At 62.1% G+C, this 22,940-nt stretch carries 23 protein-coding genes; 7 read left to right on the forward strand and 16 right to left on the reverse strand.

Annotated features, from left to right (window positions below; all coding sequences use genetic code 11):
• Positions 1-9 precede the first annotated feature (9 nt).
• Entirely contained in the window at positions 10-1,257 is a 1,248-nt protein-coding gene (locus B2U07_RS04220; protein WP_275544592.1) for a lipoprotein-releasing ABC transporter permease subunit, read from the reverse strand.
• A 292-nt stretch (positions 1,258-1,549) separates the two neighbouring features.
• Between B2U07_RS04220 and B2U07_RS04225 the strand changes: the two genes are divergently transcribed.
• From B2U07_RS04225 to B2U07_RS04235, 3 genes are read left to right on the forward strand one after another with little or no spacing between them, the layout of a single operon-like run.
• The gene (locus B2U07_RS04225; RefSeq protein WP_197855928.1) at positions 1,550-2,116 is read left to right on the forward strand and encodes a PilZ domain-containing protein; all 567 of its coding nucleotides are present in this window, start codon (positions 1,550-1,552) and stop codon (positions 2,114-2,116) included.
• 16 nt (positions 2,117-2,132) lie between these two features.
• Positions 2,133-2,441: a phosphodiesterase gene (locus B2U07_RS04230; RefSeq protein WP_275544591.1), complete on the forward strand. Its 309-nt coding sequence runs from the start codon at positions 2,133-2,135 to the stop codon at positions 2,439-2,441.
• Positions 2,438-3,157 carry a glycerophosphodiester phosphodiesterase gene (locus B2U07_RS04235; RefSeq protein WP_275544590.1) on the forward strand — a complete coding sequence of 240 codons (720 nt, stop codon included), beginning with the start codon at positions 2,438-2,440 and terminating at the stop codon, positions 3,155-3,157. Before B2U07_RS04230 ends, B2U07_RS04235 begins: the two co-directional genes overlap by 4 nt.
• Before the next feature lie 558 nt (positions 3,158-3,715).
• Here B2U07_RS04235 and sthA read toward each other — a convergent pair.
• From sthA to B2U07_RS04285, 10 genes are all read right to left on the reverse strand, one after another.
• Complete coding sequence (sthA, locus tag B2U07_RS04240) at positions 3,716-5,110, reverse strand: Si-specific NAD(P)(+) transhydrogenase (protein ID WP_197855931.1); 1,395 nt, start codon at positions 5,108-5,110, stop codon at positions 3,716-3,718.
• 96 nt (positions 5,111-5,206) lie between these two features.
• On the reverse strand, positions 5,207-5,437 hold the full coding sequence (nqrM, locus tag B2U07_RS04245; RefSeq protein WP_024307556.1) for a (Na+)-NQR maturation NqrM: 231 nt from the start codon (positions 5,435-5,437) through the stop codon (positions 5,207-5,209).
• Positions 5,434-6,357 carry an FAD:protein FMN transferase gene (locus B2U07_RS04250; RefSeq protein ID WP_275545322.1) on the reverse strand — a complete coding sequence of 308 codons (924 nt, stop codon included), beginning with the start codon at positions 6,355-6,357 and terminating at the stop codon, positions 5,434-5,436. Before B2U07_RS04250 ends, nqrM begins: the two co-directional genes overlap by 4 nt.
• 105 nt (positions 6,358-6,462) lie before the next feature.
• Positions 6,463-7,686 carry an NADH:ubiquinone reductase (Na(+)-transporting) subunit F gene (gene nqrF / locus B2U07_RS04255; RefSeq protein ID WP_197855933.1) on the reverse strand — a complete coding sequence of 408 codons (1,224 nt, stop codon included), beginning with the start codon at positions 7,684-7,686 and terminating at the stop codon, positions 6,463-6,465.
• A 15-nt stretch (positions 7,687-7,701) separates the two neighbouring features.
• Complete coding sequence (gene nqrE / locus B2U07_RS04260; protein ID WP_161866469.1) at positions 7,702-8,310, reverse strand: NADH:ubiquinone reductase (Na(+)-transporting) subunit E; 609 nt, start codon at positions 8,308-8,310, stop codon at positions 7,702-7,704.
• The gene (locus tag B2U07_RS04265) at positions 8,310-8,984 is read right to left on the reverse strand and encodes an NADH:ubiquinone reductase (Na(+)-transporting) subunit D (RefSeq protein ID WP_197856076.1); all 675 of its coding nucleotides are present in this window, start codon (positions 8,982-8,984) and stop codon (positions 8,310-8,312) included. Before B2U07_RS04265 ends, nqrE begins: the two co-directional genes overlap by 1 nt.
• Positions 8,981-9,769 (reverse strand): Na(+)-translocating NADH-quinone reductase subunit C, encoded by a 789-nt coding sequence (locus B2U07_RS04270; RefSeq protein WP_275544589.1) that lies wholly within the window; start codon positions 9,767-9,769, stop codon positions 8,981-8,983. Before B2U07_RS04270 ends, B2U07_RS04265 begins: the two co-directional genes overlap by 4 nt.
• Complete coding sequence (locus tag B2U07_RS04275; RefSeq protein ID WP_275544588.1) at positions 9,762-10,973, reverse strand: NADH:ubiquinone reductase (Na(+)-transporting) subunit B; 1,212 nt, start codon at positions 10,971-10,973, stop codon at positions 9,762-9,764. The genes B2U07_RS04270 and B2U07_RS04275 overlap by 8 nt, the downstream gene beginning before the upstream one ends.
• A gap of 3 nt (positions 10,974-10,976) precedes the next feature.
• Positions 10,977-12,314: a Na(+)-translocating NADH-quinone reductase subunit A gene (locus tag B2U07_RS04280; RefSeq protein ID WP_275544587.1), complete on the reverse strand. Its 1,338-nt coding sequence runs from the start codon at positions 12,312-12,314 to the stop codon at positions 10,977-10,979.
• 287 nt (positions 12,315-12,601) lie between these two features.
• On the reverse strand, positions 12,602-14,068 hold the full coding sequence (locus B2U07_RS04285; RefSeq protein ID WP_275544586.1) for a glyceraldehyde-3-phosphate dehydrogenase: 1,467 nt from the start codon (positions 14,066-14,068) through the stop codon (positions 12,602-12,604).
• 131 nt (positions 14,069-14,199) lie between these two features.
• Between B2U07_RS04285 and mfd the strand changes: the two genes are divergently transcribed.
• Together mfd and B2U07_RS04295 are read left to right on the forward strand one after the other, a co-directional pair.
• A complete protein-coding gene (gene mfd, locus B2U07_RS04290) occupies positions 14,200-17,637 on the forward strand; it encodes a transcription-repair coupling factor (RefSeq protein ID WP_296275972.1) in 3,438 nt (1,145 codons plus the stop codon).
• Positions 17,638-17,648: 11 nt separating this feature from the next.
• Complete coding sequence (locus tag B2U07_RS04295; protein WP_275544584.1) at positions 17,649-18,173, forward strand: CsiV family protein; 525 nt, start codon at positions 17,649-17,651, stop codon at positions 18,171-18,173.
• A 116-nt stretch (positions 18,174-18,289) separates the two neighbouring features.
• On the opposite strand, the gene nagZ is transcribed toward B2U07_RS04295, so the two are convergent.
• The 3 genes from nagZ to B2U07_RS04310 are packed head-to-tail and all read right to left on the reverse strand — an operon-like array spanning position 18,290 to position 20,584.
• Complete coding sequence (nagZ, locus tag B2U07_RS04300; protein ID WP_275544583.1) at positions 18,290-19,288, reverse strand: beta-N-acetylhexosaminidase; 999 nt, start codon at positions 19,286-19,288, stop codon at positions 18,290-18,292.
• An 11-nt stretch (positions 19,289-19,299) separates the two neighbouring features.
• Positions 19,300-19,827, reverse strand: a complete 528-nt coding sequence (locus B2U07_RS04305) for a L,D-transpeptidase (protein WP_275544582.1) — start codon at positions 19,825-19,827, stop codon at positions 19,300-19,302.
• A 49-nt stretch (positions 19,828-19,876) separates the two neighbouring features.
• A complete protein-coding gene (locus B2U07_RS04310; RefSeq protein ID WP_275544581.1) occupies positions 19,877-20,584 on the reverse strand; it encodes a TetR/AcrR family transcriptional regulator in 708 nt (235 codons plus the stop codon).
• A 227-nt stretch (positions 20,585-20,811) separates the two neighbouring features.
• Here B2U07_RS04310 and lexA point away from each other — a divergent pair, with 227 nt between their 5' ends.
• On the forward strand, positions 20,812-21,426 hold the full coding sequence (gene lexA / locus B2U07_RS04315; RefSeq protein WP_197855943.1) for a transcriptional repressor LexA: 615 nt from the start codon (positions 20,812-20,814) through the stop codon (positions 21,424-21,426).
• Between the two features lie 9 nt (positions 21,427-21,435).
• Positions 21,436-21,906 (forward strand): SOS-induced cell division inhibitor SulA, encoded by a 471-nt coding sequence (gene sulA / locus B2U07_RS04320; protein WP_275544580.1) that lies wholly within the window; start codon positions 21,436-21,438, stop codon positions 21,904-21,906.
• Positions 21,907-21,969: 63 nt separating this feature from the next.
• On the opposite strand, the gene B2U07_RS04325 is transcribed toward sulA, so the two are convergent.
• Together B2U07_RS04325 and B2U07_RS04330 are read right to left on the reverse strand one after the other, a co-directional pair.
• Entirely contained in the window at positions 21,970-22,206 is a 237-nt protein-coding gene (locus B2U07_RS04325) for a hypothetical protein (protein ID WP_197855945.1), read from the reverse strand.
• A gap of 80 nt (positions 22,207-22,286) precedes the next feature.
• Positions 22,287-22,805, reverse strand: coding sequence for a DUF6586 family protein (locus B2U07_RS04330; protein ID WP_275544579.1), 519 nt, complete (start codon positions 22,803-22,805; stop codon positions 22,287-22,289).
• Positions 22,806-22,940 lie beyond the last annotated feature (135 nt).

The raw sequence follows: 22,940 nt of genomic DNA on the forward strand, positions 1-22,940 counted from the left end.
TTCATGGGTTCACTCATAGCGCAGGGCCTCGGCGGGCTGGGTGCGCGCGGCGCGCCAGGCCGGATACAGGGTAGCGAAGAAGCTCAGCAGCAGCGCCGCGGTACAAACCATCACCACGTCGGCGCTCTGCAGTTGCGAAGGCAGGTAATCGATGAAATAGACATCGGCATTGAGAAACTTGATGCCCAACAGGCGCTCGATGCCGGCGATCAGACTACTGACATTAAGCGCCGCGAGAATCCCCAGCACGGCGCCTATGAAAGTACCGACCACGCCGATCACGGTGCCCTGCACCATGAAGATGGCCATGATCTGCCGCGGCGTGGCGCCAAGGGTACGCAGGATGGCGATATCGCCCTTCTTGTCGGTCACCACCATCACCAGGGTGGAAATGATATTGAAGGCGGCCACCGCGACGATCAGCAGCAACAGCAGACCGATCATGGTCTTCTCCATGCGGATGGCCTGGTACAGGTTGCCGTGAGTGCGCGTCCAGTCGCGTGCGTAGAAATCACCGTCGAGGGTCTGGGCGATCTCCCAGGCGCTGCGCGGCGCCTGGAACAGGTCGTCGAATTTCAGGCGCAGGCCCTGCACCTGATCCGGCTTCCAGCGCTGCAGGCGCGCCAGATCACTGATGTTGGCCAGCGCCAGGGCACCATCGATCTCGCCGGCACCGACATGAAAGATACCGGTGACGGTAAAACGCTTCAGGCGCGGGAACATACCGGCCGGGGTCACGGTAACTTCGGGCGCGACGAAGGTGACCTTGTCACCGAGTTTGAGGCCCAGCTTGGCGGCGGCCTTGTCGCCGATGACCATGGCGAAATCACCTGGCTGCAGGCTGTCGAGACTGCCCTGCTGGAAGAAGTCATCGATGATCGAAACCTTGCGCTCCTGCTCGGGATCGATGGCATTGATCAGTACCTTCTGCACCTTGCCGTCGTGCGTCAGCAAGCCCTGCATCTGGGTGAAGGGAGCCAGCGCCTCGACACGCGGGTGGCGCTCGACCTGGCGCGCCAGTGCCGACCAGTCACTGACCGGGGTCGGCGACTCGACCGTGGCGTGAGGGATCATCCCCAGCACACGGGTGCGCATCTCGTGGTCGAAACCGTTCATGACCGACAGCACCAGGATCATCACCATCACCCCCAGGGTGAGGCCGAGCATGGACGTCAGGGAAATGAAGGAGACGAAGTGGTTGCGGCGCTTGGCCCGCGTGTAGCGCGTGCCGATGAATACGAACAGAGGTCTGAACATGTCGGAGAGATTCGGGGGAAAGAAAAACGTCCATGTGGCAGGGCCCGGTCAGCGGCCTTACACTCAGAAGCAACTCGAAGTCGGCTGCGTAACGGGCCTGCTGCGTTAAAAACACTTGGAAAGCCACTTATGGCTATCACACATCAGTGTGACCCCGAAGGGGCGAGCGAAGCGAGAATTGCTCGTTTACCATTCGTAACCGGCGCTTGCCCAGCGATGTTCGCCCGGCTCGCATACCGTTCGCGAAGCCTTCAACAGGCTCTTCGACCACCACTGCTTTCATGGGTTCGCCATGTCGACTAACGATGTAGATGATCGCCGCGAATACTACCGTATCGAGGATACGATCGCACTGGAATTCAGCCTACTGTCAGGGGCCGAAGCCCAGGCCAGCGACGTGCTTCACGACCCGTCGCCGCTGTTCAATCTGCTCAGCGATCTGCACCTGATGGACTTCGAGTCGCAGCATCTGCTGCGCCACATCAGCGAGCGTGATCGCACCCTGGCCAACTACCTGAAAGTGATCAACAAGCGCATCGACCTGCTCGGCCAGGCAGTGGCGCAGAGCCTGCTACGTGATATCGGGGCCCCGCGCCAGGTATCGCTGTCCGAGGGCGGTATCAGCTTCAGCCATGCTCAGGCCGTGGCACCGGGCAGCCACCTGGCGATCAAGATGGTATTGATGCCACAAGCACTCGGTCTGATGCTGCGCGCCCAAGTGGTGCACTGCAGCGCACGCAGCGACGGCCAGTACGATATCGGCACCGAGTTCGAAGCGTTGACCGACGCACAGCGCCAGTTGCTGGCCCGGCATATCCTGCAGAGACAGGCCCTGGAACGTCGCCAGGCCCGCGAATGAACGTCAAGGAATCGCCATGTATCGCCTCGCCCTGCTACTCGCCCTGCTCGCCCCTACTGCCTCGTTCGCTGACACCCTGAATATTCCGTTGGGCAACCAGGGTGCGGATATCGATGCCCGCAACCTGCCCCAGAAAGGCGAGTCGAAACGCTCGGTACTCGAGCGCTTCGGCCTGGCCGATGAAGAACACAAGCCGGTCGGCCAGCCGCCGATCACCCGCTGGGACTACCGCGAGTTCAGCGTTTATTTCGAATACGATCACGTGATCAACAGCGTGCGCCACCATCAGCCGCACCACCTCGACACCGTCAAGGAGCAACAGTGACTCTCATCTACGGCCATCGCGGCGCCAAGGGCGAAGCCCCGGAAAATACCCTCGCCAGCTTCCAGCGCTGCCTGGAGCATGGCGTCAATCGCTGCGAGCTGGATCTGCACCTGTCACGCGACGGCGAGTTGATGGTGATTCACGATCCAACCCTGAAGCGCACCACCGGCGTGCGCGGCAAGGTGGTCGAACATGATGCCGCCGATCTGATCAAGTATGACGCGCGCAAGGGCGGCCCGGGCTGGGTGCGCCCCTGCCCCATTCCGCGCCTGCAAGATCTGTTCGAGCAGTGTCAGTTCGAGCACTGGCAACTGGAAGTGAAAAGCGCCTCGAAAGTGCGTGCCGCGCGCACCGTACTGGCCATCGCCGAGCTGGTCGAGCGCTTCGGCCTGCGCGATCGGATCACCATCACCTCCAGCTCGCGCGAAGTGCTCAAGGCCGCACGCGAGCTGACTCCGCAACTTCAACTGGGCCTGGTCGCCGAGTATGCCTGGCTCGATCCGCTGAAAGTGGCGGCGCACTATGAGTGCCACCTGCTGGCGCTGAACTGGACCCTATGCACTCCGGAGCGCCTGCTCAAGGCGCAGAAGCAGGGGCTGCACGTGTCGGTCTGGACGGTCAACGAACCGGCGCTGATGCGCCGCCTGGCCGACTTTGGCGCCGACAGCATCATCACCGACTTCCCCGGCATAGCGGTGCAGACGTTACGCGGCTGAGACTCATCGCCCTCTCCCCCGGCCCCTCTCCCGCAAGCGGGAGAGGGGAGCAAGCCAGAACAGCTCGCGCGACGTTCGGATGCAATTCGAGGGATGCAGAGAGAGCATTTCCGGATTGCATCCGGGCTACGAACTGGCGGTGCAGACGCTGCGCGGATGAAACTTGTAGGGTGCACCATGCGCACATAGCGTCGCTCGAACAGGCGGGGCCAAGCGGTGCGCACGGCACACCCTACGGGCTGAGGCGATTAGCCTTTGTAGGAGCGGATTTATCCGCGATATGCAGCCAACACCGAGCGCACCAGCATCGCGAATAAATTCGCTCCTACACCAGAACCCATGTAGCCCGGATGCAATCCGGGTTTGTCTTCGCGCCTGTACCCGAATGGCATCCAGGCTACGAACACAACGCCCTATAACAACAAAACCGGCCCAAGAGCCGGTTTTGTCGTTGCTGCCGCCTGAGACGCTAGAAGCTCTCCCGATTCGGCCAGCGCCACTCGGAAGCCGCTACCCAGCCTGTCTCCCCGACCGGCTCAGGCCGCCGGCCGGAGCCGCTCAAAAAAGCCGGTTGAGGCCGTCGAACGCGGCAACCCGATAGGCCTCGGCCATGGTCGGGTAGTTGAAGGTGGTGTTGATGAAGTACTTGATGCTGTTGGCTTCACCCTTCTGGTTCATGATCGCCTGACCGATGTGAACGATCTCCGAAGCCTGATAGCCGAAGCAGTGCACACCCAGCACTTCCAGAGTTTCGCGGTGGAAGAGGATCTTCAGCATGCCCACCGGTTCGACCGAGATCTGGGCACGGGCCATGCCCTTGAAGAACGCCTTGCCGACTTCGTAAGGCACCTTGGCCTGGGTCAACTCACGCTCGGTCTTGCCGATCGAGCTGATCTCCGGAATGGTGTAGATGCCGGTCGGCACATCATCGACGAAGCGCCAGCTGCCGTTGTCGACGATGCTGCCGGCAGCCGATCGCCCCTGGTCGGAGGCGGCACTGGCCAGGCTCGGCCAACCGATCACGTCACCGGCGGCGTAGATGTTGCTGACCTCGGTGCGGTAGTGTTCGTCGACCTGAATCTGGCCACGACTGTTGACCGCGATGCCGATGTTCTCCAGGCCCAGCTGATCGGTGTTGCCGGTACGGCCGTTACACCACAGCAGCGCATCGGCCTTGATCTTCTTGCCCGACTTCAGGTGCAGGACCACACCGTTTTCCACACCTTCGATGCGCTCGTACTCTTCGTTGTGACGAATCAGCACATTGTTGTTGCGCAGGTGATAGGAGAGCGCATCGGAGATCTCTGAATCAAGGAAGCTGAGCAGTTGATCGCGGTTGTCGATCAGGTCGACCAGCACACCCAGGCCACTGAAGATCGAGGCGTACTCGCAGCCGATGACCCCGGCTCCGTAGATGATCAGACGGCGCGGCGTGTGGCCGAGGCTGAGAATGGTATCGCTATCGTAGATGCGTGGGTGAGTGAAGTCGACATCAGCCGGGCGGTAGGGGCGCGAACCCGTGGCGACGACGACCTGCTTGGCCACCAGTTTCTCCACCACGCCATTGAGACAGACCACTTCCACCGTTTGCTCGTCGGCGAAGCTGGCGGTACCGAAGTAGGTGTCGATGCGGTTGCGCGCGTAGTAGCCGGTGCGCGAGGTGACCTGCTTGGCGATCACCTTCTCCGCACTCTTGAGCACGTCGGGGAACGAGAACCAGCGCGGCTCGCCGATCTGGCGGAACATCGGGTTGGTGTTGAACTGCATGATCTGCCGCACCGAGTGGCGCAGCGCCTTGGAGGGAATGGTGCCCAGGTGGGTGCAGTTGCCGCCGACCAGCGGACGGTTGTCCACCACGGCCACCTTGCGCCCGGCCTTGGCCGCGTTCATCGCCGCGCCCTCGCCTGCCGGGCCGGAGCCCAGCACCACCACATCGTAATTGTAGACCGCCATGTTTACTCCTTCAGATCAGGCCGGAGCGCTTGTGGCGCACCCTCGGCAGGGCCGGCAGCGGATAGCGCCGCCGGCTTTCAAAGCATGCCGCCTGGCTTAGCGCTTGCTCGCGTCGTAGGCCAGGTCGGTGTTCGGCGCCTCGCTCTTGTCGCGATTGACCTCTTCGCACTTCTCACGGCTACCGCCACAGATCGAACATTCCTTCTCGATGCCCAGGTTGGCGATACCGCCGCAGGAACCGGCGATGGGTTTGCGCCCCATGATCACGCCGACGGCCATCATGCCGACGACCAGAATCATGGCCAGAAATACAACCAGAAAAGTCATTGCTCATCTCCTGCAGCGAATAGCTGCTCGAATGCGACCGTGCCCTGTGTGACGAAGCCCTCGCCCTCACGCGTCACGAAAAACGCCGCGATATCGTTGCGCTCGGCGAAGGCCATGCCGGCATCCGGCCCAAGCACCATCAATAGGGTAGACAAGCCATCAGCGCGCAAGGTCGATGGATCTGCCACCGTGACAGCTGCCAGCTTGTGATTGACCGGCATACCCGACAGCGGGTCGAGCGTATGCGAATAACGCTGGCCGTTCTCTTCGAAGTAGTTGCGATAGTCACCCGAAGTGGAGATACCGTAACCATCGAGTTGCAGGATGCGCTGGGCAATGCGCTGATCATCGCGCGGCGCTTCCAGCCCGATACGCCAGTGGCTGCCATCGGGCTTGAAGCCGGCTGCCTTGAGTTCACCGGTGGCCTCGACCAAGTAACTGGTGACACCCAACTCGCCCAGGCGCGCGACGATCTGATCGACAGCGTAGCCCGCAGCGATGCTGTTGAAGTCGACTTCCACGTCGACGTCCTTGCACAGTTGCTCGCCTTCGATCCGCAGATGCTGCTGACCGACTCGCTGGCGCACTTCAGCCAGGCGCTCGGCGTCCGGCACGGCCTCGCCCTGCCCTTTGGGTCCGAAACCCCAGAGGTCGAGCAGAGGTTCGATAGTCAGGTCAAAATAGCCCTGACTCTCTTCATGCAGGCGATCACCGGCGCGCACCAGATCCAGCACACCCTTGGGCATGGCCTGACAGGTGCCGGCCGGCGCCAGGTTGAATTGCTCGATCAGCGAATCATCGCGATAGGTGGACATCTGCAGATCGATCTCGGCGAGGATCGCCTCGGTCGCGGCCTTGAGTTCGGCTTGCGGCGCGACACCTTCACTGCGGACGTATTTGATCGAATAGGTGCTGCCCATGGTCGGGCCACCGAACTCTTCGATCCGTTCAGAATGCAAGCAGCCCGTTAGGGCTGCCGCCAGGGCGACAGCGATAACGGGCTGGAGTACAGCAGACCTCATGCGTTAACCGCCGAAGTCGTCAAGGAGGATGTTCTCCGGCTCGACACCCAGGTCGGTCAGCATCTTGATCACTGCGGCGTTCATCATGGGTGGGCCGCACATGTAGAACTCGCAATCCTCAGGAGCCGGGTGGTCCTTCAGGTAGTTCTCATACAGCACGTTGTGGATGAAACCCTTGAGACCGGTCCAGTTGTCTTCCGGCTGCGGATCGGACAGCGCCAGGTGCCATTCGAAGTTCGGGTTTTCCGCGGCCAGCTGATCGTACTCTTCGTTGTAGAACGACTCGCGCATGGAACGCGCACCGTACCAGAAGCTGATCTTGCGCTTGGACTTCAGGCGCTTGAGCTGGTCGAAGATGTGCGAACGCATCGGCGCCATGCCGGCGCCACCACCGATGAAGACCATCTCGGCGTCGGTGTCCTTGGCGAAGAACTCACCGAACGGTCCGTACACGGTGATCTTGTCGCCCGGCTTGAGGCTGAACACGTAGGAAGACATCTTGCCCGGCGGCAGATCGTCCTTGCCGGGAGGCGGCGAGGCGATACGGATGTTGAACTTCACCAGACCGCGCTCTTCCGGGTAGTTGGCCATGGAATAGGCACGGATCACGGTCTCGTCGACCTTGGACACGTACTTCCACTGGTTGAACTTGTCCCAGTCGCCGCGATACTCCTCCTGAATGTCGAAGTCCTTGTAGTTGACGGTGTGCGGCGGGCATTCCAGCTGCACGTAACCGCCAGCGCGGAAGTCGACGTTCTCGCCTTCCGGCAGCTTCAGCGTCAGCTCCTTGATGAAGGTAGCGACGTTCGGGTTGGACTCGACGGTGCACTCCCACTTCTTGACGCCGAAGACCTCTTCCGGAACTTCGATCTTCATGTCCTGCTTGACCGGGGTCTGGCAGGACAGGCGCCAGCCCTCGCGGGCCTCGCGCTTGGTGAAGTGCGATTCTTCGGTGGACAGCATCTCGCCGCCACCGCTTTCAACGACGCACTTGCACTGGGCGCAGGTGCCGCCGCCACCGCAGGCGGAGGACAGGAAGATGTTGTTGTCGGCCAGGGTCTGCAGCAGCTTGCCGCCAGCTGGTACCACGATGGTTTTTTCGCCGTTGATCTCGATGCTCACGTCACCGCTGGAGACCAGCTTGGCGCGAGCGGCGAGGATGATCAGCACCAGCGCGAGAACGATGGCGGTGAACATGCCGATGGCGAGGAAGATTTCGTAATTCATCTGTTCATCCTTTCCTTACAGCTGCACGCCGGAGAAGGACATGAAGCCCAGCGACATCAGACCGATGGTGATGAAGGTGATGCCCAGACCCTGCAGACCAGCCGGTACATCGCTGTACTTGAGCTTCTCGCGGATACCTGCCAGCGCGGCGATGGCCAGCGCCCAGGACACGCCCGCGCCAACACCGTAGACGGTGCTTTCGGCCAGGTTGTAGTCACGCTCGACCATGAACAGCGAGCCACCCATGATGGCGCAGTTCACGGTGATCAGCGGCAGGAACACGCCGAGGGCGTTGTACAGCGACGGTACGTACTTATCCAGGGTCATTTCCAGGATCTGTACCAGCGCCGCGATCACTCCGATGAAGGTCAGCAAGCCAAGGAACGACAGGTCCACTTCAGGCAGACCGGCCCAGGCCAGGGCGCCATCCTTGAGGATGTTGGCATAGATCAGGTTGTTCACCGGCATGGTGATACCCAGTACCACGATCACCGCGACGCCAAGACCGATGGCGGTTTCCACCTTCTTGGAGATGGCGATGAAGGTACACATGCCGAGGAAGAACGCCAGCGCCATGTTCTCGACGAACACCGCACGGACGAACAGGCTGATGTAATGTTCCATTAATAGGCCTCCTTGCTGGATACCTGAGGCGCCATCTTGTAGGCATTGGCCTCGATCTGATCCTTCTTCCAGCTACGGATGCCCCAGATGAACAGACCGATCAGGAAGAATGCCGATGGCGGCAGCAGCAGCATGCCGTTGGGCTGGTACCAGCCCCCATCGTTGACCACCGACAGGATCTCGTAGCCCATCAGTTTGCCGGCACCGAACAGCTCGCGAATGATGCCCAGGGCGATCAGCATGGCGCTGTAACCCAAACCGTTACCGATACCGTCGAAGAACGACAGCACGGGCGGGTTCTGCATGGCGAACGCTTCGGCACGCCCCATCACGATGCAGTTGGTGATGATCAGGCCGACGAACACCGACAGCTGTTTGGACAGGCTGAAGGCGTAGGCCTTGAGCACCTGATCGACCACGATCACCAGCGAGGCGATGATCACCATCTGCACGATCATGCGAATCGAGCCAGGGATCTGGCTGCGGATCATGGAGATGAACAGGTTGGAGAAACCGGTCACCAGCGTCAGCGCGGCGGACATCACCAGCGCAGTCTGCAGGTTCGAGGTGACCGCCAGGGCCGAGCAGATCCCGAGGATCTGCAGGCCGATGGGGTTGTTATTGAAGATCGGGTTGAGCAGGACTTCTTTAATAGTCGGCTGCGACATGATCAGGCCTCCCCTGCACGCAGGTTAGCGATAAACGGACCGAAGCCGTTCTGGCCGAGCCAGAACTTCAGCAGGTTATCCACGCCGACGCTGGTCAGGGTGGCGCCTGCCAGGCCATCGACCTGGTGAGTGGCTCGCGGGCTCTGCGGATCGACACCGCCCTTGACGATCTGCACGGCAAGATCGCCGTTGTCATCGAACAGGGTCTTGCCTGGCCACTGGCCTTTCCATTTCGGGTTGTCCACCTCGCCGCCGAGACCCGGGGTCTCGCCATGCTGGTAGAAGCCCATGCCCACGACGGTGTTCAGATCCCCTTTCACCGCGATAAAGCCGTGCAGTGTCGACCACAGGCCATAACCACGCACCGGCAGGATCAGGGTTTCGAGCTCGCCGTCCTTCTCCACCATATAAACGGTGGTGTACTGCTCCTGGCGCTTGATCCCGGCGATGTCTTCGCTGCCCTTCAGGGCCTCGGAGGTTTTCGGGTCCTTGGCAGCCTTGAGCGGGTCGAAGGTGATCGGATCGAACGCATCGGAGAACGTGCCGCTCTCCAGATCCACCAGCTTGGCGGTGATGGTGCTGTCGAATACTTCCTTGACCTTGGCACTGGACATGCCGGGCTCACCCAGGCCGGCGATGGCCAAGATACTGCGCTGCTTGTCCAGCAGACGGTTTTCAACCTGAGTCGGCTTCAGTGCGATGGCGGCGCCGGCGACGAACACCGAGCACACCAGACACACCAGCACGGCCACCGTCAGGGTGCGGACGGTGGATTCTTTTTGACTAGACATTGCGTGCCAGCCTCCGCTTGATATTGGCTTGAACGACGAAGTGGTCGATCAGCGGTGCAAACAGGTTGGCGAACAGGATCGCCAGCATCATGCCCTCGGGGAAGGCCGGGTTGACCACACGGATCAGTACGACCATCACGCCGATCAGGGCGCCGAAGATCCACTTGCCGGTGTTGGTCATGGAGGCCGAAACCGGGTCGGTGGCCATGAAGAACATGCCGAAGGCGAAGCCGCCCACTACCAGATGCCAGTACCAGGGCATGGCGAACATCGGGTTGGTGGTGGAGCCGATCGTGTTGAGCAGCAGGCTCAGGCCGATCATGCCCAGCATCACGCCAGCGACGATGCGCCAGGAGGCGATCTTGGTGATCAGCAGGACCAGGCCGCCGAGGGCGATGGCCAGGGTGCTGGTTTCGCCGAGCGAGCCATGAATGGTGCCGATGAAGGCGTCCATCCAGGTGATGCCGCTGTTGATCACGTTCTCGACACCGCCGGAAGCCGCCAGGCTCAGCGAAGTGGCGCCGGCGAAACCATCGACCGCAGTCCAGACCGCGTCGCCCGACATCTGCGCCGGATAGGCGAAGAACAGGAAGGCACGGCCGGTCAGCGCCGGGTTGAGGAAGTTCTTGCCGGTACCACCGAACACTTCCTTGCCGATCACCACGCCGAAGCTGATGCCCAGGGCCACCTGCCACAGCGGAATGCTCGGCGGCAGGATCAGGGCGAACAGCACGGAGGTGACGAAGAAGCCTTCGTTGACTTCATGCTTGCGGATCGAGGCGAACAGCACTTCCCAGAAGCCGCCGACGATGAAGGTCACCGCGTAGACAGGCAGGAAGTAGGCCGCACCCTGGATGAAGTTGTCCCACAGGCTGCTCGGATCGAAACCGGCCAGCGAGCCGATCAGGGCGAAGCGCCAGCCATCCTGGTTCGCCAGCAGCTCGGGGCTCTGGGCGAAGATCAGGTTGGCCTGGTAGCCGGTGTTCCACATACCGAAGAACATGGCCGGGAAGGTGCACAGCCACACGGTGATCATCATGCGCTTGAGGTCGATGCCATCACGCACGTGAGCGGTGGTCTTGGTCACGCTGCCAGGACGGTAGAAGAAAGTGTCGATGGCTTCGTAAAGGGCGTACCACTTTTCGTACTTGCCGCCCTTTTCGAAGTTGTGCTCGATCTTGTCGAGAAATGCACGAATGCCCACGGATTAACCCTCCTTCTCGATGCGGGTGAGGTTGTCCCGCAGGATCGGGCCATATTCATACTTGCCGGCACAGACATAGGTGCACAGCGCCAGGTCTTCTTCATCGAGCTCCAGGCAACCCAGTTTCTGGGCCATCTCGGTGTCACCGACGATCAGGTAGCGCAGCAGTTGAGTCGGCAGGATATCCAGTGGCATCACCGCCTCGTAGTTGCCTACCGGCACCATGGCGCGCGGGCTGCCATTGGTGGTGGTGGTGAAGTTGAACAGCCTGGCGCCAGCGAGCTTGGAGACGAAGACGTTGAGGACCGAGTGCTTGTTAACGCCGGCACGCAGGTAGTGCATCATCTCGCGCTCGTTACCTTCGCTCAGGCAGGACACCTGGTTGTGGTAGCGACCGAGGAAAGCGAAAGCGCCCTGCGCGGTACGACCGCCGAACACCGAGCCGGAAATCACCCGATTGAAGCCGGGCTTGAGTTCACCGGCGGTGAGCTCCTCCAGGCTGGCGCCCAGACGGGTACGCAGCAGACGTGGCTGCTCGGCAACCGGGCCGCCGAGGGCAATCACGCGCTCGACGAACAGCTGACCGGTGGTGAACAGTTTGCCCACCGCGATCACGTCCTGATAGCCGATCTGCCATACGCTCTTGCTGGTGCTGACCGGATCGAGGAAGTGAATGTGAGTGCCCGGCAGACCTGCCGGGTGCGGGCCGGCAAAGGCTTCGCTCTGCACCTTGGCCAGTTTCTCGCCAGGCAGGTTGGCGCCATCGGCCTTGCACAGGAACACTTTGGCCAGGTTGCCGAGAACCTTCAGGCCATTTTCGAAATCAGCGGCATATTCACCGATGATCACCGCAGGATCGGCGGCGAGCGGGTGCGTATCGATGGCGGTGACGAAGATCGAGTTGGGCACGGCATCGAGCGCCGGCACTTTGCTGAACGGACGCGTACGTAGCGCGGTCCAAAGGCCTGACTGCTGCAGATTTTCGCGAACCTGCTCGTCACTCAGCGTTTCGAGCTGATCGGCAGCGTACTGGGCGAAGGTCTCCTGCTCGTCGCCATCGATATCGATGACCACGGATTGCAGAACACGCTTCTCGCCGCGGTGAATGGCGCTGATCACGCCACCAGCGGGAGCGGTGTAACGCACGCCGGGTGTCTTCTTGTCGGTGAACAGCAATTGACCGAGCTTGACCCGGTCACCGACCTGCACTTCCATCGTCGGCTTCATCCCGTGATAGTCGAAGCCGATGACGGCGACACTACGCACGGGCCTGGCGGCCTCGATACGCTGTGTCGGCGCACCCGTTATGGGCAAATCGAGCCCATGCTTTAGTTTGATCATAGGTTTGCCTAACCACTGATTTAGAAAGCTTTTTATAGGACAGGCGGCGCAACCAAAAGTCTAATGGACCCGACCACACCGATAAGATATGGGCGTGGAGGAAGGCGCCAAACCTGGGTAAAAAATCCGCTCAATTATAAAGACGCCCCCCTTCACTGACCACCCAAGCGCTTGCTTTTTTTGGCTGTGCGGTAACAGGCCGCAACAATCTCGGCGCTGATTCGCGTCAATTCTCACGCATAAAAAACGGGAGCCGAGGCTCCCGTTCCTTTCACGCTATTTGGCTATCAGCGCGGGAAAGCCGGCGGGTTGACCCCAGCCATGTCTTCCATCACGCGTACAACCTGGCAGCTGTAACCGAACTCGTTGTCGTACCAGACGTACAGCACGACGCGGTTATCGTTGGCGATGGTGGCTTCGGCATCGACCACACCGGCATGGCGCGAACCGACGAAGTCGGTCGAGACCACTTCCTGCGAGCTGACGAAATCGATCTGCTTCTGCAGATCGGAGTGCATGGCCATCTGGCGCAGGTACTCGTTGATTTCTTCGCGGGTGGTGGCCTTTTCCAGATTCAGGTTGAGGATGGCCATGGACACGTTCGGCGTCGGCACACGGATGGCGTTGCCGGTCAGCTTGCCTTTGAGCACTGGCAGCGCCTTGGCAGCAGCGGTGGCGGCGCCTGTTTCGGTGATGACCATGTTCAGCGCGGCACTGCGACCACGACGACTGCCCTTGTGGAAGTTGTCGATCAGGTTCTGGTCGTTGGTGTAGGAGTGAACGGTCTCGACGTGACCGTTGACGATGCCGTATTGATCATTGACTGCCTTGAGCACCGGCACGATGGCGTTGGTGGTGCAGGAAGCAGCGGAGATGATCTTGTCCTCAGCGCTGATTTCGCTGTGGTTGATGCCGTGCACGATGTTCTTCAGCGCGCCCTTGCCAGGCGCGGTCAGAACCACGCGATCGACACCCGGGCAGGTCAGGTGCTGACCCAGGCCCTCGGCGTCACGCCATACACCGGTGTTGTCCACCAGCAGCGCATTCTTGATGCCGTACTGGGTGTAGTCGACCTCCTTCGGGTCCTTGGCGTAGATCACCTGGATCAGGTTGCCATTGGCCGTCAGGGTGTTGTTCTCTTCATCGATGGTGATGGTGCCGTTGAACTTGCCGTGCACCGAGTCACGACGCAGCAGGCTGGCACGCTTGACCAGGTCATTGCTGGCGCCCTTGCGCACGACGATGGCGCGCAGACGCAGGCCGTCACCGCCACCGGTCTTCTCGATCAGGATGCGCGCCAGCAGGCGGCCGATACGACCGAAGCCGTAGAGCACCACGTCGGTGCCTTCACGGGCCGAACCGTTCTGCTTGCCGACCACATCGGCCAGCTCGTCCTTGACGAACTGCTCGACGCCACGGCCAGCGCCTTCGGCCTTGAACTTGGCAACCAGCTTGCCCAGATCCACGGAAGCGGCGCCCAGCTTGAGCTCGCTCATGGCCTTGAGCATGGGGAAGGTGTCGTGCACCGACAGCTCGGCTTCTTCAGCCAGGCGGTGACGGGCGAAACGGTGAGCCTTGAGGATGTCGATGACCGAACGGTTGATCAGGCCACGGCCGTAGATCGAGGTCACCACATTGTTGTTGCGATAGAGCTGACCAATCAGCGGAATCATCGCTTCCGCGAGGGCTTCACGATCGATCCATTCACCGAGACACTGGTCGGGCTTCTGAGTCACGGGCAGTACCTTCCACATGTAGGGGCTGAAAAAAGGGGCTACATTATGACGGCGTGCGCTCGTGGGAGCAATGCGCGCCTGTCGTGACTGACATTGACCGCCAAGCCCCGTTACAATTCCCGGCCCTTCGTAATGATCGTGAGCCGCCCGTGTCCGTACTGCGTCTTCCGTCTCTTCCGGCCAGCGCCGGCAAACAGCAATGGGGCAACCTGCCCGGCGCCGCCCTGTCCCTGGCGATAGCCGAAGCGGCCAGCAATGCCGGGCGTTTTACCCTGGTCTTGACCGAGGGCAGCCAGAGCGCCGAGCGCCTGCAGGAAGAACTGGCCTTCTTCGCCCCGGACCTGCCGGTGCTGCATTTCCCCGACTGGGAAACCCTGCCCTACGACGTCTTCTCGCCACACCAGGACATCATTTCCCAGCGTATCGCCGCCCTCTACCGGCTACCGCAACTGAGCTGCGGCATTCTCGTAGTGCCGATCGCCACCGCCCTACACCGCCTGGCGCCGAAGCGCTTCCTGCTGGGTAGCAGCCTGGTGCTGGATGTCGGCCAGAAGCTGGACGTGGAGCAGATGCGCACGCGCCTGGAGGCAGCCGGCTACCGCTGCGTCGACACGGTATACGAACACGGTGAGTTCGCCGTACGCGGCGCACTGATCGACCTGTTCCCCATGGGCAGCGAGGTACCCTATCGCATCGATCTGTTCGACGACGAGATCGAAACCCTGCGCACCTTCGACCCGGAAAACCAACGCTCGGTGGACAAGGTCGAGTCGATCCGCCTGTTGCCGGCGCGCGAATTTCCGCTGGAGAAGAAAGCCGTCACCGATTTCCGCGGCCGTTTCCGCGAGCGCTTCGATGTGGATTTCCGCCGCTGCCCGATCTATCAGGACCTGTCCAGCGGCATCACCCCGGCCGGTATCGAGTACTACCTGCCGCTGTTCTTCGAGGAAACCGGCACCCTTTTCGACTACCTGCCGGGCGACACCCAGGTGTTCTCCCTGCCCGGTATCGAGAAGGCCGCCGAGCAATTCTGGCTGGATGCGCGCAACCGCTATGAAGACCGCCGTGTCGATCCGGAACGGCCGCTGCTGCCACCTGCCGACATCTTCCTGCCAGTCGAGGACTGCTTCGCCCGCCTGAAGAACTGGCCGCGTGTGGTGATCAACCAGGACGACATCGAGCCCGGCGTCGGCCAGACCCGCTTCGACGCCCGCGTCCTGCCCGACCTGGCGATTCAGGCCAAAGCCGGCGAGCCGCTGGCGGCACTGCGCCGCTTCATCGAGGAATACCAGGGCCGCGTGCTGTTCTGCGCCGAGTCGGCCGGGCGCCGCGAGGTACTGCTGGAGTTGCTCGCCCGCCTCAAGCTCAAGCCGAAGGAGGTCGACGGCTGGCCCGCCTTCGTCGAAAGCGGCGAACGCCTGAACATCTGCATCGCGCCGCTGGACGAAGGCCTGCTGCTCGACGAGCTGGCGCTGATCCCGGAAAACCCGCTGTTCGGCCAGCGCGTGATGCAGCGTCGTCGTCGCGAAAAAGGACGCGACGGCGGCGACAACGTGATCAAGAACCTCACCGAACTGCGCGAAGGCGCGCCGGTGGTGCATATCGATCACGGCGTCGGCCGCTACCTGGGCCTGGTGACCATGGAGTTCGACGGCCAGGCCGCCGAATTTCTCGCCCTGCAATATGCGGACGACGCCAAGCTCTACGTGCCGGTGGCCAGCCTACACCTGATCGCCCGCTACAGCGGCAGCGATGACGCTCTGGCACCACTGCACCGTCTCGGCTCGGAAGTCTGGCAGAAAGCCAAACGCAAGGCCGCCGAACAGGTACGCGACGTCGCCGCCGAACTGCTCGACATCTACGCCCGCCGCGCAGCCCGCGAAGGCTTCGCCTTCCAGGACCCGGCCGTCGACTACGCCACCTTCAGCGCCGGCTTCCCCTTCGAGGAAACCCCGGATCAGCAGACCGCCATCGACGCCGTGCGCGCCGACATGCTCGCCGGCAAGCCGATGGATCGCCTGGTCTGCGGCGACGTCGGCTTCGGCAAGACCGAGGTGGCCATGCGCGCCGCCTTTATCGCCGTGCACAGCGGCAAGCAGGTGGCCGTGCTGGTGCCCACCACCCTGCTCGCCCAGCAGCACTACAACAGCTTCCGTGACCGCTTCGCCGACTGGCCGGTGAAAGTCGAGGTGATGAGCCGCTTCAAGAGCGCCAAGGAAGTCGAAGGCGCCGTGCAGCAGCTGGCCGAAGGCAAGGTGGATATCGTAATCGGCACCCACAAGCTGCTGCAGGACGATGTGAAATTCCACAACCTGGGCCTGGTGATCATCGACGAGGAACATCGCTTCGGCGTGCGCCAGAAGGAGCAGCTCAAGGCGCTGCGCAGCGAGGTGGATATCCTCACCCTGACTGCCACGCCGATCCCGCGCACCCTGAACATGGCCGTGGCCGGCATGCGCGACCTGTCGATCATCGCCACGCCGCCGGCGAGGCGCCTGTCGGTGCGCACCTTCGTCATGGAAGAGAACAAGCCGACCATCAAGGAAGCACTGCTGCGCGAATTGCTGCGCGGCGGCCAGGTCTACTACCTGCACAACGATGTGAAGACCATCGAGAAATGCGCCGCCGATCTGGCCGAACTGGTGCCGGAAGCGCGTATCGGCATCGGCCACGGGCAGATGCGCGAGCGCGAGCTGGAACAGGTGATGAGCGACTTCTACCACAAGCGCTTCAACGTCCTAGTGGCCTCGACCATTATCGAAACCGGTATCGACGTGCCCAGCGCCAACACCATCATCATCGAGCGCGCCGACAAGTTCGGCCTGGCCCAGCTGCACCAGCTGCGTGGCCGCGTCGGTCGTAGTCACCACCAAGCCTACGCCTACCTGCTGACGCCGCCGCGCAAGAGCATGACCGAGGATGCGCAGAAGCGCCTGGAGGCCATCGCGGGCGCGCAGGATCTCGGCGCCGGCTTTATCCTGGCAACGCACGACTTGGAAATCCGTGGCGCTGGCGAACTGCTCGGCGACGGCCAGAGCGGGCAGATCCAGGCCGTCGGTTTCACCCTGTATATGGAAATGCTCGAGCGCGCGGTCAAGGCTATTCAGAAAGGCGAACAACCCAACCTCGACCAGCCACTGGGCGGCGGCCCGGAGATCAACCTGCGCGTGCCGGCGTTGATTCCCGAGGACTACCTGCCCGATGTGCATGCGCGCCTGATCCTCTACAAGCGCATCGCCTCGGCTACCGATGAGGACGGTCTGAAGGAACTGCAGGTGGAGATGATCGACCGCTTCGGCCTGCTGCCGGAGCCGACCAAACACCTGATGCGCCTGACCCTGCTCAAGCTGCAAGCCGACAAGCTGGGCATCACCAAGGTCGACGCCGGCCCGCAAGGTGGCCGCATCGAGTTCGCCGCGGAAACCTGCGTCGACCCGCTGACGCTGATCAAGCTGATCCAGGCGCAACCAAAACGCTACAAGTTCGAAGGCGCCACCGTCTTCAAGATCCAGGTGCCGATGGAGCGCGCGGAAGAGCGCTTCAACACCCTGGAAGCCCTGTTCGAGCGCCTCGCGCCCACCACCTGAAGGACTCTCACATGCTGCGCCCATTGCACCTGATCGCCCTGCTGCTCTGCCTGCTCGCCCCGAGCGCCTTCGCCGAACGCCTGTACCAGGTCGAACTGCTGGTATTCCGCCAGGCGGGTGACCCAGTCATCGCGCCGAAGATCGCCCCGGACGACTGGGCAGGCACCGCACTGCCGATCGGCGGCAGCGAGCGCGCCACCAGCCTCGACAACGAAGCCGCCAAGCTCAATCCCGGCAACGGTTATGAGGTCCTGCTGCACAAGGCCTGGAGCCAGACGCTGGGCACTACACCGAGCCGCGTCGCGGTCACCAGTGGCGAGGCGCACCTCGGCCACTACCCGGTCGAAGGCACCCTCGCCTTCACTCAGGATCGCTTCGCCGATCTGGATCTGGAACTGTGGATCAATCGTTTCAGTGCCGACGGTCTGCTGGAAAGCAGCGAACACATGAAAGTCGCCCAGCGCCTGAAGGACAACAGCCTGACCTATCTGGATCATGGCAGCCTGGGCGCCCTGGTACGCATCAGCCCGCTTTGAGCGTAGTGCCGCTCACTTAAGGTTTCACACGCTTGGCTCCCCTCTCCCCTTCATGGAAGAGGGGTTGGAGAGGGCCGAAAACGCCGCAAAGCGACTTTTGCGCAGAGGCCCGCCCCTCAGTCAATCAACTGCGCGCTCCTAAGCGCTGCCACTGCCGCCGACCAGCGCGGCGCCTGGCGGTAATCGGTGCAGGCATGACCGCGCCCACGCATGCGCTGCAGGCGCTCGGCGGGCGTGACCTGCAAGCGCTGCAAGGCGCTGAGGGCCAGTTCGGCCGCCTCCCGGTCATTGCACACCAGTCCCATGTCGCAACCGGCCGCGAGCGCCGCCTCGATACGCTTGCCGGCATCACCAACCACATGCGCACCGGCCATGGACAGGTCATCGCTGAAAATCACCCCATCGAAGCCCAGCTCGCCGCGCAAGATGTCCTGCAGCCAACGCCGCGAGAACCCCGCCGGCTGCTCATCGACCTGCGGATAAATGACGTGCGCCGGCATCACCGCATCGAGCTCGCCAGCCAGACGCTTGAATGGCTGCATGTCACAGGCACGAATCTCGTCGAGGCTGCGCTCGTCGACCGGAATGGCCACGTGAGAGTCCGCCTCGGCCCAGCCATGCCCGGGAAAGTGCTTGCCGGTGGCGGCCATGCCGGCTTGGTGCATGCCGCGAATGAACGCGGCAGCCAGCGTGGTGGCGCGCTGCGCATCGCCTTCGAAGGCGCGGCTGCCGACCACCGCACTACGCTGGTGGTCGAGGTCCAGTACCGGGGCAAAGCTCAGATCCAGCCCGACGGCCAGCACCTCGGTCGCCATCAGCCAGCCGCAATGTTCAGCCAGCTCTTCGGCGTTGTGGTTATCGGCAATCGCGCGCATCGCCGGTAGCCGCAGAAAGCCCTGACGCAAGCGCTGCACGCGGCCGCCTTCCTGATCCACAGCCAGCAGCAGATCCGGGCGCACAGCGCGGATGCTCTGGCACAGCTCACGTACCTGACGCGGCGACTCGATGTTGCGGGCGAAAATGATCAGACCGCCCACCTCGGGCTGGCGCAGCATCTGGCGATCCTCGGCAGTCAGCCAGGTACCGGCGATGTCCATCATCAAAGAGCCTTGCATGAACGTATTCCTTATTTGAAATCCTGGTTTGCAGCCCACTGCGGGCAAGGCGCCTCGTCGATACGCACCTTGCAGTGCAGCGGCACGCGATCGAAGAGCGCCAGCATGTCGACGTTACGCAAACGAATGCAGCCATGGGACAGCGGCTCGCCCATGGGTTCCGTGTCCGGCGTGCCGTGCAGGTAGATGTAGCGATGGAAGGTATCGACCTCGCCCATGCGGTTACGCCCCGGCTCGAGACCGCTCAGCCAGAGAATGCGGGTGAGAATCCAGTCACGCCCGGGGAACTGCTCGTGCAGTTGCGGCGACCACACCTCGCCGGTCCAGCGACGGCCGCGCAACACAGCGGCCAGGGGCAAACCGGCGCCGATCTTCGCGCGCACCTGATGCAGCCCCCGCGGGGTACAGCCCGAGCCATTGCTCTCACCCGCGCCGTTACGTGCAGTGGATACGGACAAGCGCACCACCAGTTGCCCGGCATTGAAGCCGTAGAGCATCTGGTCGGCAATGGAGATATGGAGGAGATCGAGATCGCACATGGGCCGCTAGCTTAGCCGAAGGGCGAAGCCAAGCCCACCGGCTGACCGGTCAGACCTTGGGCGTGGCGCTCGGCGCTTTGCTGCGCGGCTTGAGCTGCGCGCCGGCCAGCGCCGGATCGTTGACCCCGGTTTCCGAGCGCATGCCCGCGGCCAGGAACGGCACCATCATGCGCATCACCTGCTCGATCGAGGTATTGACGCCGAAATCGGTCTCGGCCATCGCGCGCAGGGCCTTGATGCCGGACATGCTGAATGCGGCAGCACCAAGCATGAAGTGCACGCGCCAGAACAGCTCAAGCGGGGGAATACGCGGCGCGGCGTCGTGCACCAGCAGCATGTAGCGGCGGAATACCTTGCCGTACACCTCTTCGAGGTACTTGCGCAGGTGCCCCTGGCTCTGACTGAAGGCCAGGCCGAGCAGGCGCATGAAGATGGACAGGTCGTTGCCGCTGCGCGGCTTCACCGCGAGGGCCTGCTCCACCAGCAGTTCAAGCAGCTCCTCCAGAGACACCTGGGTGTCGGACTTGGCCTGACGGCGATCGAGTTCCTTTTCCAGACTGGCGCAGAATGGGCCGAGGAACCGCGAGAAGACAGCCTGGATCAGCGCCTTCTTGGAACCGAAGTGATAGTTGACGGCTGCCAGGTTGACCCCGGCCTTGCTGGTGATTAGACGCAACGAAGTCTCGGCGAAGCCTTTTTCCGCGAACAGCTGTTCCGCAGCATCGAGAATGCGTTCAACGGTTTCCGACTGAGCCATGAGTTATCACCTGACAAACACTTGTTTGAAACATACGTTTCAGCTCACCGCATTGTCAAGCCGCATGAGCCGTCTTTTGGCCGGCGGGTCACAGCTTACAACAAGCAGAGACGAAGATTACGCAGCACGGATAACAAGCTGGAGATGGGCGCCAGTAAATAGATCGTTGCCAAGCCCCGCTTACTGTATATAATCCCAGTCACTGTATATAAAGACAGAGCCCAGCCATGCTGAAACTGACGCCACGCCAAGCCGAGATCCTCGCCTTCATCAAACGCTGCCTGGAAGACAACGGCTACCCTCCCACCCGTGCGGAGATCGCCCAGGAACTGGGGTTCAAATCACCCAATGCGGCAGAGGAGCACCTCAAGGCTCTCGCCCGCAAGGGCGCCATCGAGATGACCCCAGGCGCGTCGCGCGGCATTCGCATTCCCGGCTTCGAAGCGGGCGCTGCGAACGAGGACGAGGGCCTGCCGGTGATCGGCCGTGTCGCCGCTGGCGCACCGATCCTCGCACAACAACATGTCGAAGAATCGTGCCAGATCAACCCGGCCTTCTTTCAGCCCAAGGCCGACTATCTGCTGCGCGTACGCGGCATGAGCATGAAGGACATCGGTATTTTCGATGGTGACCTGCTCGCCGTACATACCACCCGCGAGGCACGTAACGGCCAGGTCGTGGTTGCGCGCATCGATGACGAGGTGACGGTCAAGCGCTTCAAGCGCGAGGGCAACAAGGTCTGGCTGCTGGCCGAAAATCCCGAGTTCGCCCCGATCGAAGTGGACCTGGAGCACCAGGACCTGGTCATCGAAGGTTTGAGTGTCGGTGTAATCCGCCGCTGAGGAAACGCCATGCAAATGCAGCAGTCGTTCGAGCGCCCGCAACTTCCCCTTTTCGACGCCTTTCTTGCCAACGCGTCGGGCGAACCATTGGTTACCGATGACATCGCCCCTGGCGAAGCCGAACAGGCTTTCAGTGAATTGGCTCTGCGCGGCGCGGCCGGCCACTGCCTGCACTTGCTGGCGCCGATTCTGCGCGAGCTGAGCCAGAATCAGGACGCGCGCTGGCTGACCCTGGTGGCGCCGCCTGCCAGCCTCACGCAAAGCTGGCTGCGTGACGCTGGGCTCAATCGCGAACGCATCCTGCTGCTGCAGCCACGGCAAGGGCAAAGTGCCCTGGAGCTGGCCGAGGAAGCGCTCAAGCTGGGGCGCAGCCATACGGTGATCAGCTGGCTGCACCCGGTCGAGCGCAGCACCCGCCAGCGCCTGGCACAGGCCGCCAGTAGCGGTGGCGCGCAGAGTTTGAATATCAGCCTGGGCTGAACCATGCTCGCAAATGAAAACGGGGCTCCATTGGAGCCCCGTTTGCGTTGTATCGCAGCGATCTCAGTGCAGGACCCGCGGCCCCTCTTCCTCGTGACTGAAATCACCCTCGGCCATGCGCCCGGCCATCTGCACCCCGACATTGAGCATCGCCTTGGCCACCTCGATATGTTGCCCCTGCAGAAAAGCCTTGGCATCAGCGGAGAAGTCCAGGGTCACCAACGCCTCTTCATCCTCTGCGCGACGCAGGGCGATGCGCCCATCGGGCAGTTCGACGATTTCCAGAAAGGATGTAGGCATGGCTCAGTCTCTGTGCAAAAACACGACATTGTAACAGTCCGCCGGAGTCATCCCCAGCCCACTGGTCCAGTTAAACCCAATCAGCACTCACTGAGGCCTTCGCGGAAACGCAGTATCAAGGCCTTGAGCTGCTGACGCCAGGCATCGATATCGTCGAGGCTCACCTCGACAGGCTCTTCGCCGACGCTGACTGCCGTGATCAACGGCATCGACGGGTCGACCTTGGCCTTGCGCTCCTCGCGCGGAGGCTGGAACAGCTCAGCGTAGGCAGCTAGCAGCTGCGCCAGCCAGGTCTCGCGCTGCTGCGCCAGTTCGACCAGCTCAGCCAGCTCCGGGCTGGGCGATCCCTCGAGTACTGCCTGCTGAACGAAAGCCTCGACACGCGAAGGCGCGGCGTCGCTCATGCGGTAGTAACCCGCAATCTCATGGCAAACCCCAAGGAGCCCACCGTAAAGGTGAAACAGCGCGGCCTCACGCTCGGCCTGCACCAGCGCCTGCACATTGAACGCGGAAGACGCCTCGGCCTTGCGCCAGTTGTCCAGGGCAATGCCGGCGAAGAAGATCTTCTGATTGGTGCGGGTGTAGATTTCTTTGGCCATTACGGCGACCTCCACAGCAGACCGGCTGATGATACGCGCGTTGGCAGTCGCCAGACGCGCATCTCGTCAGCCTTGCAATCTCGCGAGCGTCGGCCTGGCTCTAAACCCGGTCAACGCTCGGCAACTGATGGACAA

The organism is Pseudomonas sp. UBA7530, assembly GCF_002479365.1.
Taxonomy (GTDB): domain Bacteria; phylum Pseudomonadota; class Gammaproteobacteria; order Pseudomonadales; family Pseudomonadaceae; genus Aquipseudomonas.

What these genes read in the sequence shown, in the direction of transcription:
- B2U07_RS04220 (WP_275544592.1), bottom strand. Translation starts at nt 1,257, where the DNA reads ATGTTCAGACCTCTGTTCGTATTCATCGGCACGCGCTACACGCGGGCC.
- B2U07_RS04225 (WP_197855928.1), top strand. Translation starts at nt 1,550, where the DNA reads ATGTCGACTAACGATGTAGATGATCGCCGCGAATACTACCGTATCGAG.
- B2U07_RS04230 (WP_275544591.1), top strand. Translation starts at nt 2,133, where the DNA reads ATGTATCGCCTCGCCCTGCTACTCGCCCTGCTCGCCCCTACTGCCTCG.
- sthA (WP_197855931.1), bottom strand. Translation starts at nt 5,110, where the DNA reads ATGGCGGTCTACAATTACGATGTGGTGGTGCTGGGCTCCGGCCCGGCA.
- nqrM (WP_024307556.1), bottom strand. Translation starts at nt 5,437, where the DNA reads ATGACTTTTCTGGTTGTATTTCTGGCCATGATTCTGGTCGTCGGCATG.
- B2U07_RS04250 (WP_275545322.1), bottom strand. Translation starts at nt 6,357, where the DNA reads ATGGGCAGCACCTATTCGATCAAATACGTCCGCAGTGAAGGTGTCGCG.
- nqrF (WP_197855933.1), bottom strand. Translation starts at nt 7,686, where the DNA reads ATGAATTACGAAATCTTCCTCGCCATCGGCATGTTCACCGCCATCGTT.
- nqrE (WP_161866469.1), bottom strand. Translation starts at nt 8,310, where the DNA reads ATGGAACATTACATCAGCCTGTTCGTCCGTGCGGTGTTCGTCGAGAAC.
- B2U07_RS04270 (WP_275544589.1), bottom strand. Translation starts at nt 9,769, where the DNA reads ATGTCTAGTCAAAAAGAATCCACCGTCCGCACCCTGACGGTGGCCGTG.
- B2U07_RS04280 (WP_275544587.1), bottom strand. Translation starts at nt 12,314, where the DNA reads ATGATCAAACTAAAGCATGGGCTCGATTTGCCCATAACGGGTGCGCCG.
- B2U07_RS04285 (WP_275544586.1), bottom strand. Translation starts at nt 14,068, where the DNA reads ATGTGGAAGGTACTGCCCGTGACTCAGAAGCCCGACCAGTGTCTCGGT.
- B2U07_RS04295 (WP_275544584.1), top strand. Translation starts at nt 17,649, where the DNA reads ATGCTGCGCCCATTGCACCTGATCGCCCTGCTGCTCTGCCTGCTCGCC.
- nagZ (WP_275544583.1), bottom strand. Translation starts at nt 19,288, where the DNA reads ATGCAAGGCTCTTTGATGATGGACATCGCCGGTACCTGGCTGACTGCC.
- B2U07_RS04305 (WP_275544582.1), bottom strand. Translation starts at nt 19,827, where the DNA reads ATGTGCGATCTCGATCTCCTCCATATCTCCATTGCCGACCAGATGCTC.
- B2U07_RS04310 (WP_275544581.1), bottom strand. Translation starts at nt 20,584, where the DNA reads ATGGCTCAGTCGGAAACCGTTGAACGCATTCTCGATGCTGCGGAACAG.
- lexA (WP_197855943.1), top strand. Translation starts at nt 20,812, where the DNA reads ATGCTGAAACTGACGCCACGCCAAGCCGAGATCCTCGCCTTCATCAAA.
- sulA (WP_275544580.1), top strand. Translation starts at nt 21,436, where the DNA reads ATGCAAATGCAGCAGTCGTTCGAGCGCCCGCAACTTCCCCTTTTCGAC.
- B2U07_RS04325 (WP_197855945.1), bottom strand. Translation starts at nt 22,206, where the DNA reads ATGCCTACATCCTTTCTGGAAATCGTCGAACTGCCCGATGGGCGCATC.
- B2U07_RS04330 (WP_275544579.1), bottom strand. Translation starts at nt 22,805, where the DNA reads ATGGCCAAAGAAATCTACACCCGCACCAATCAGAAGATCTTCTTCGCC.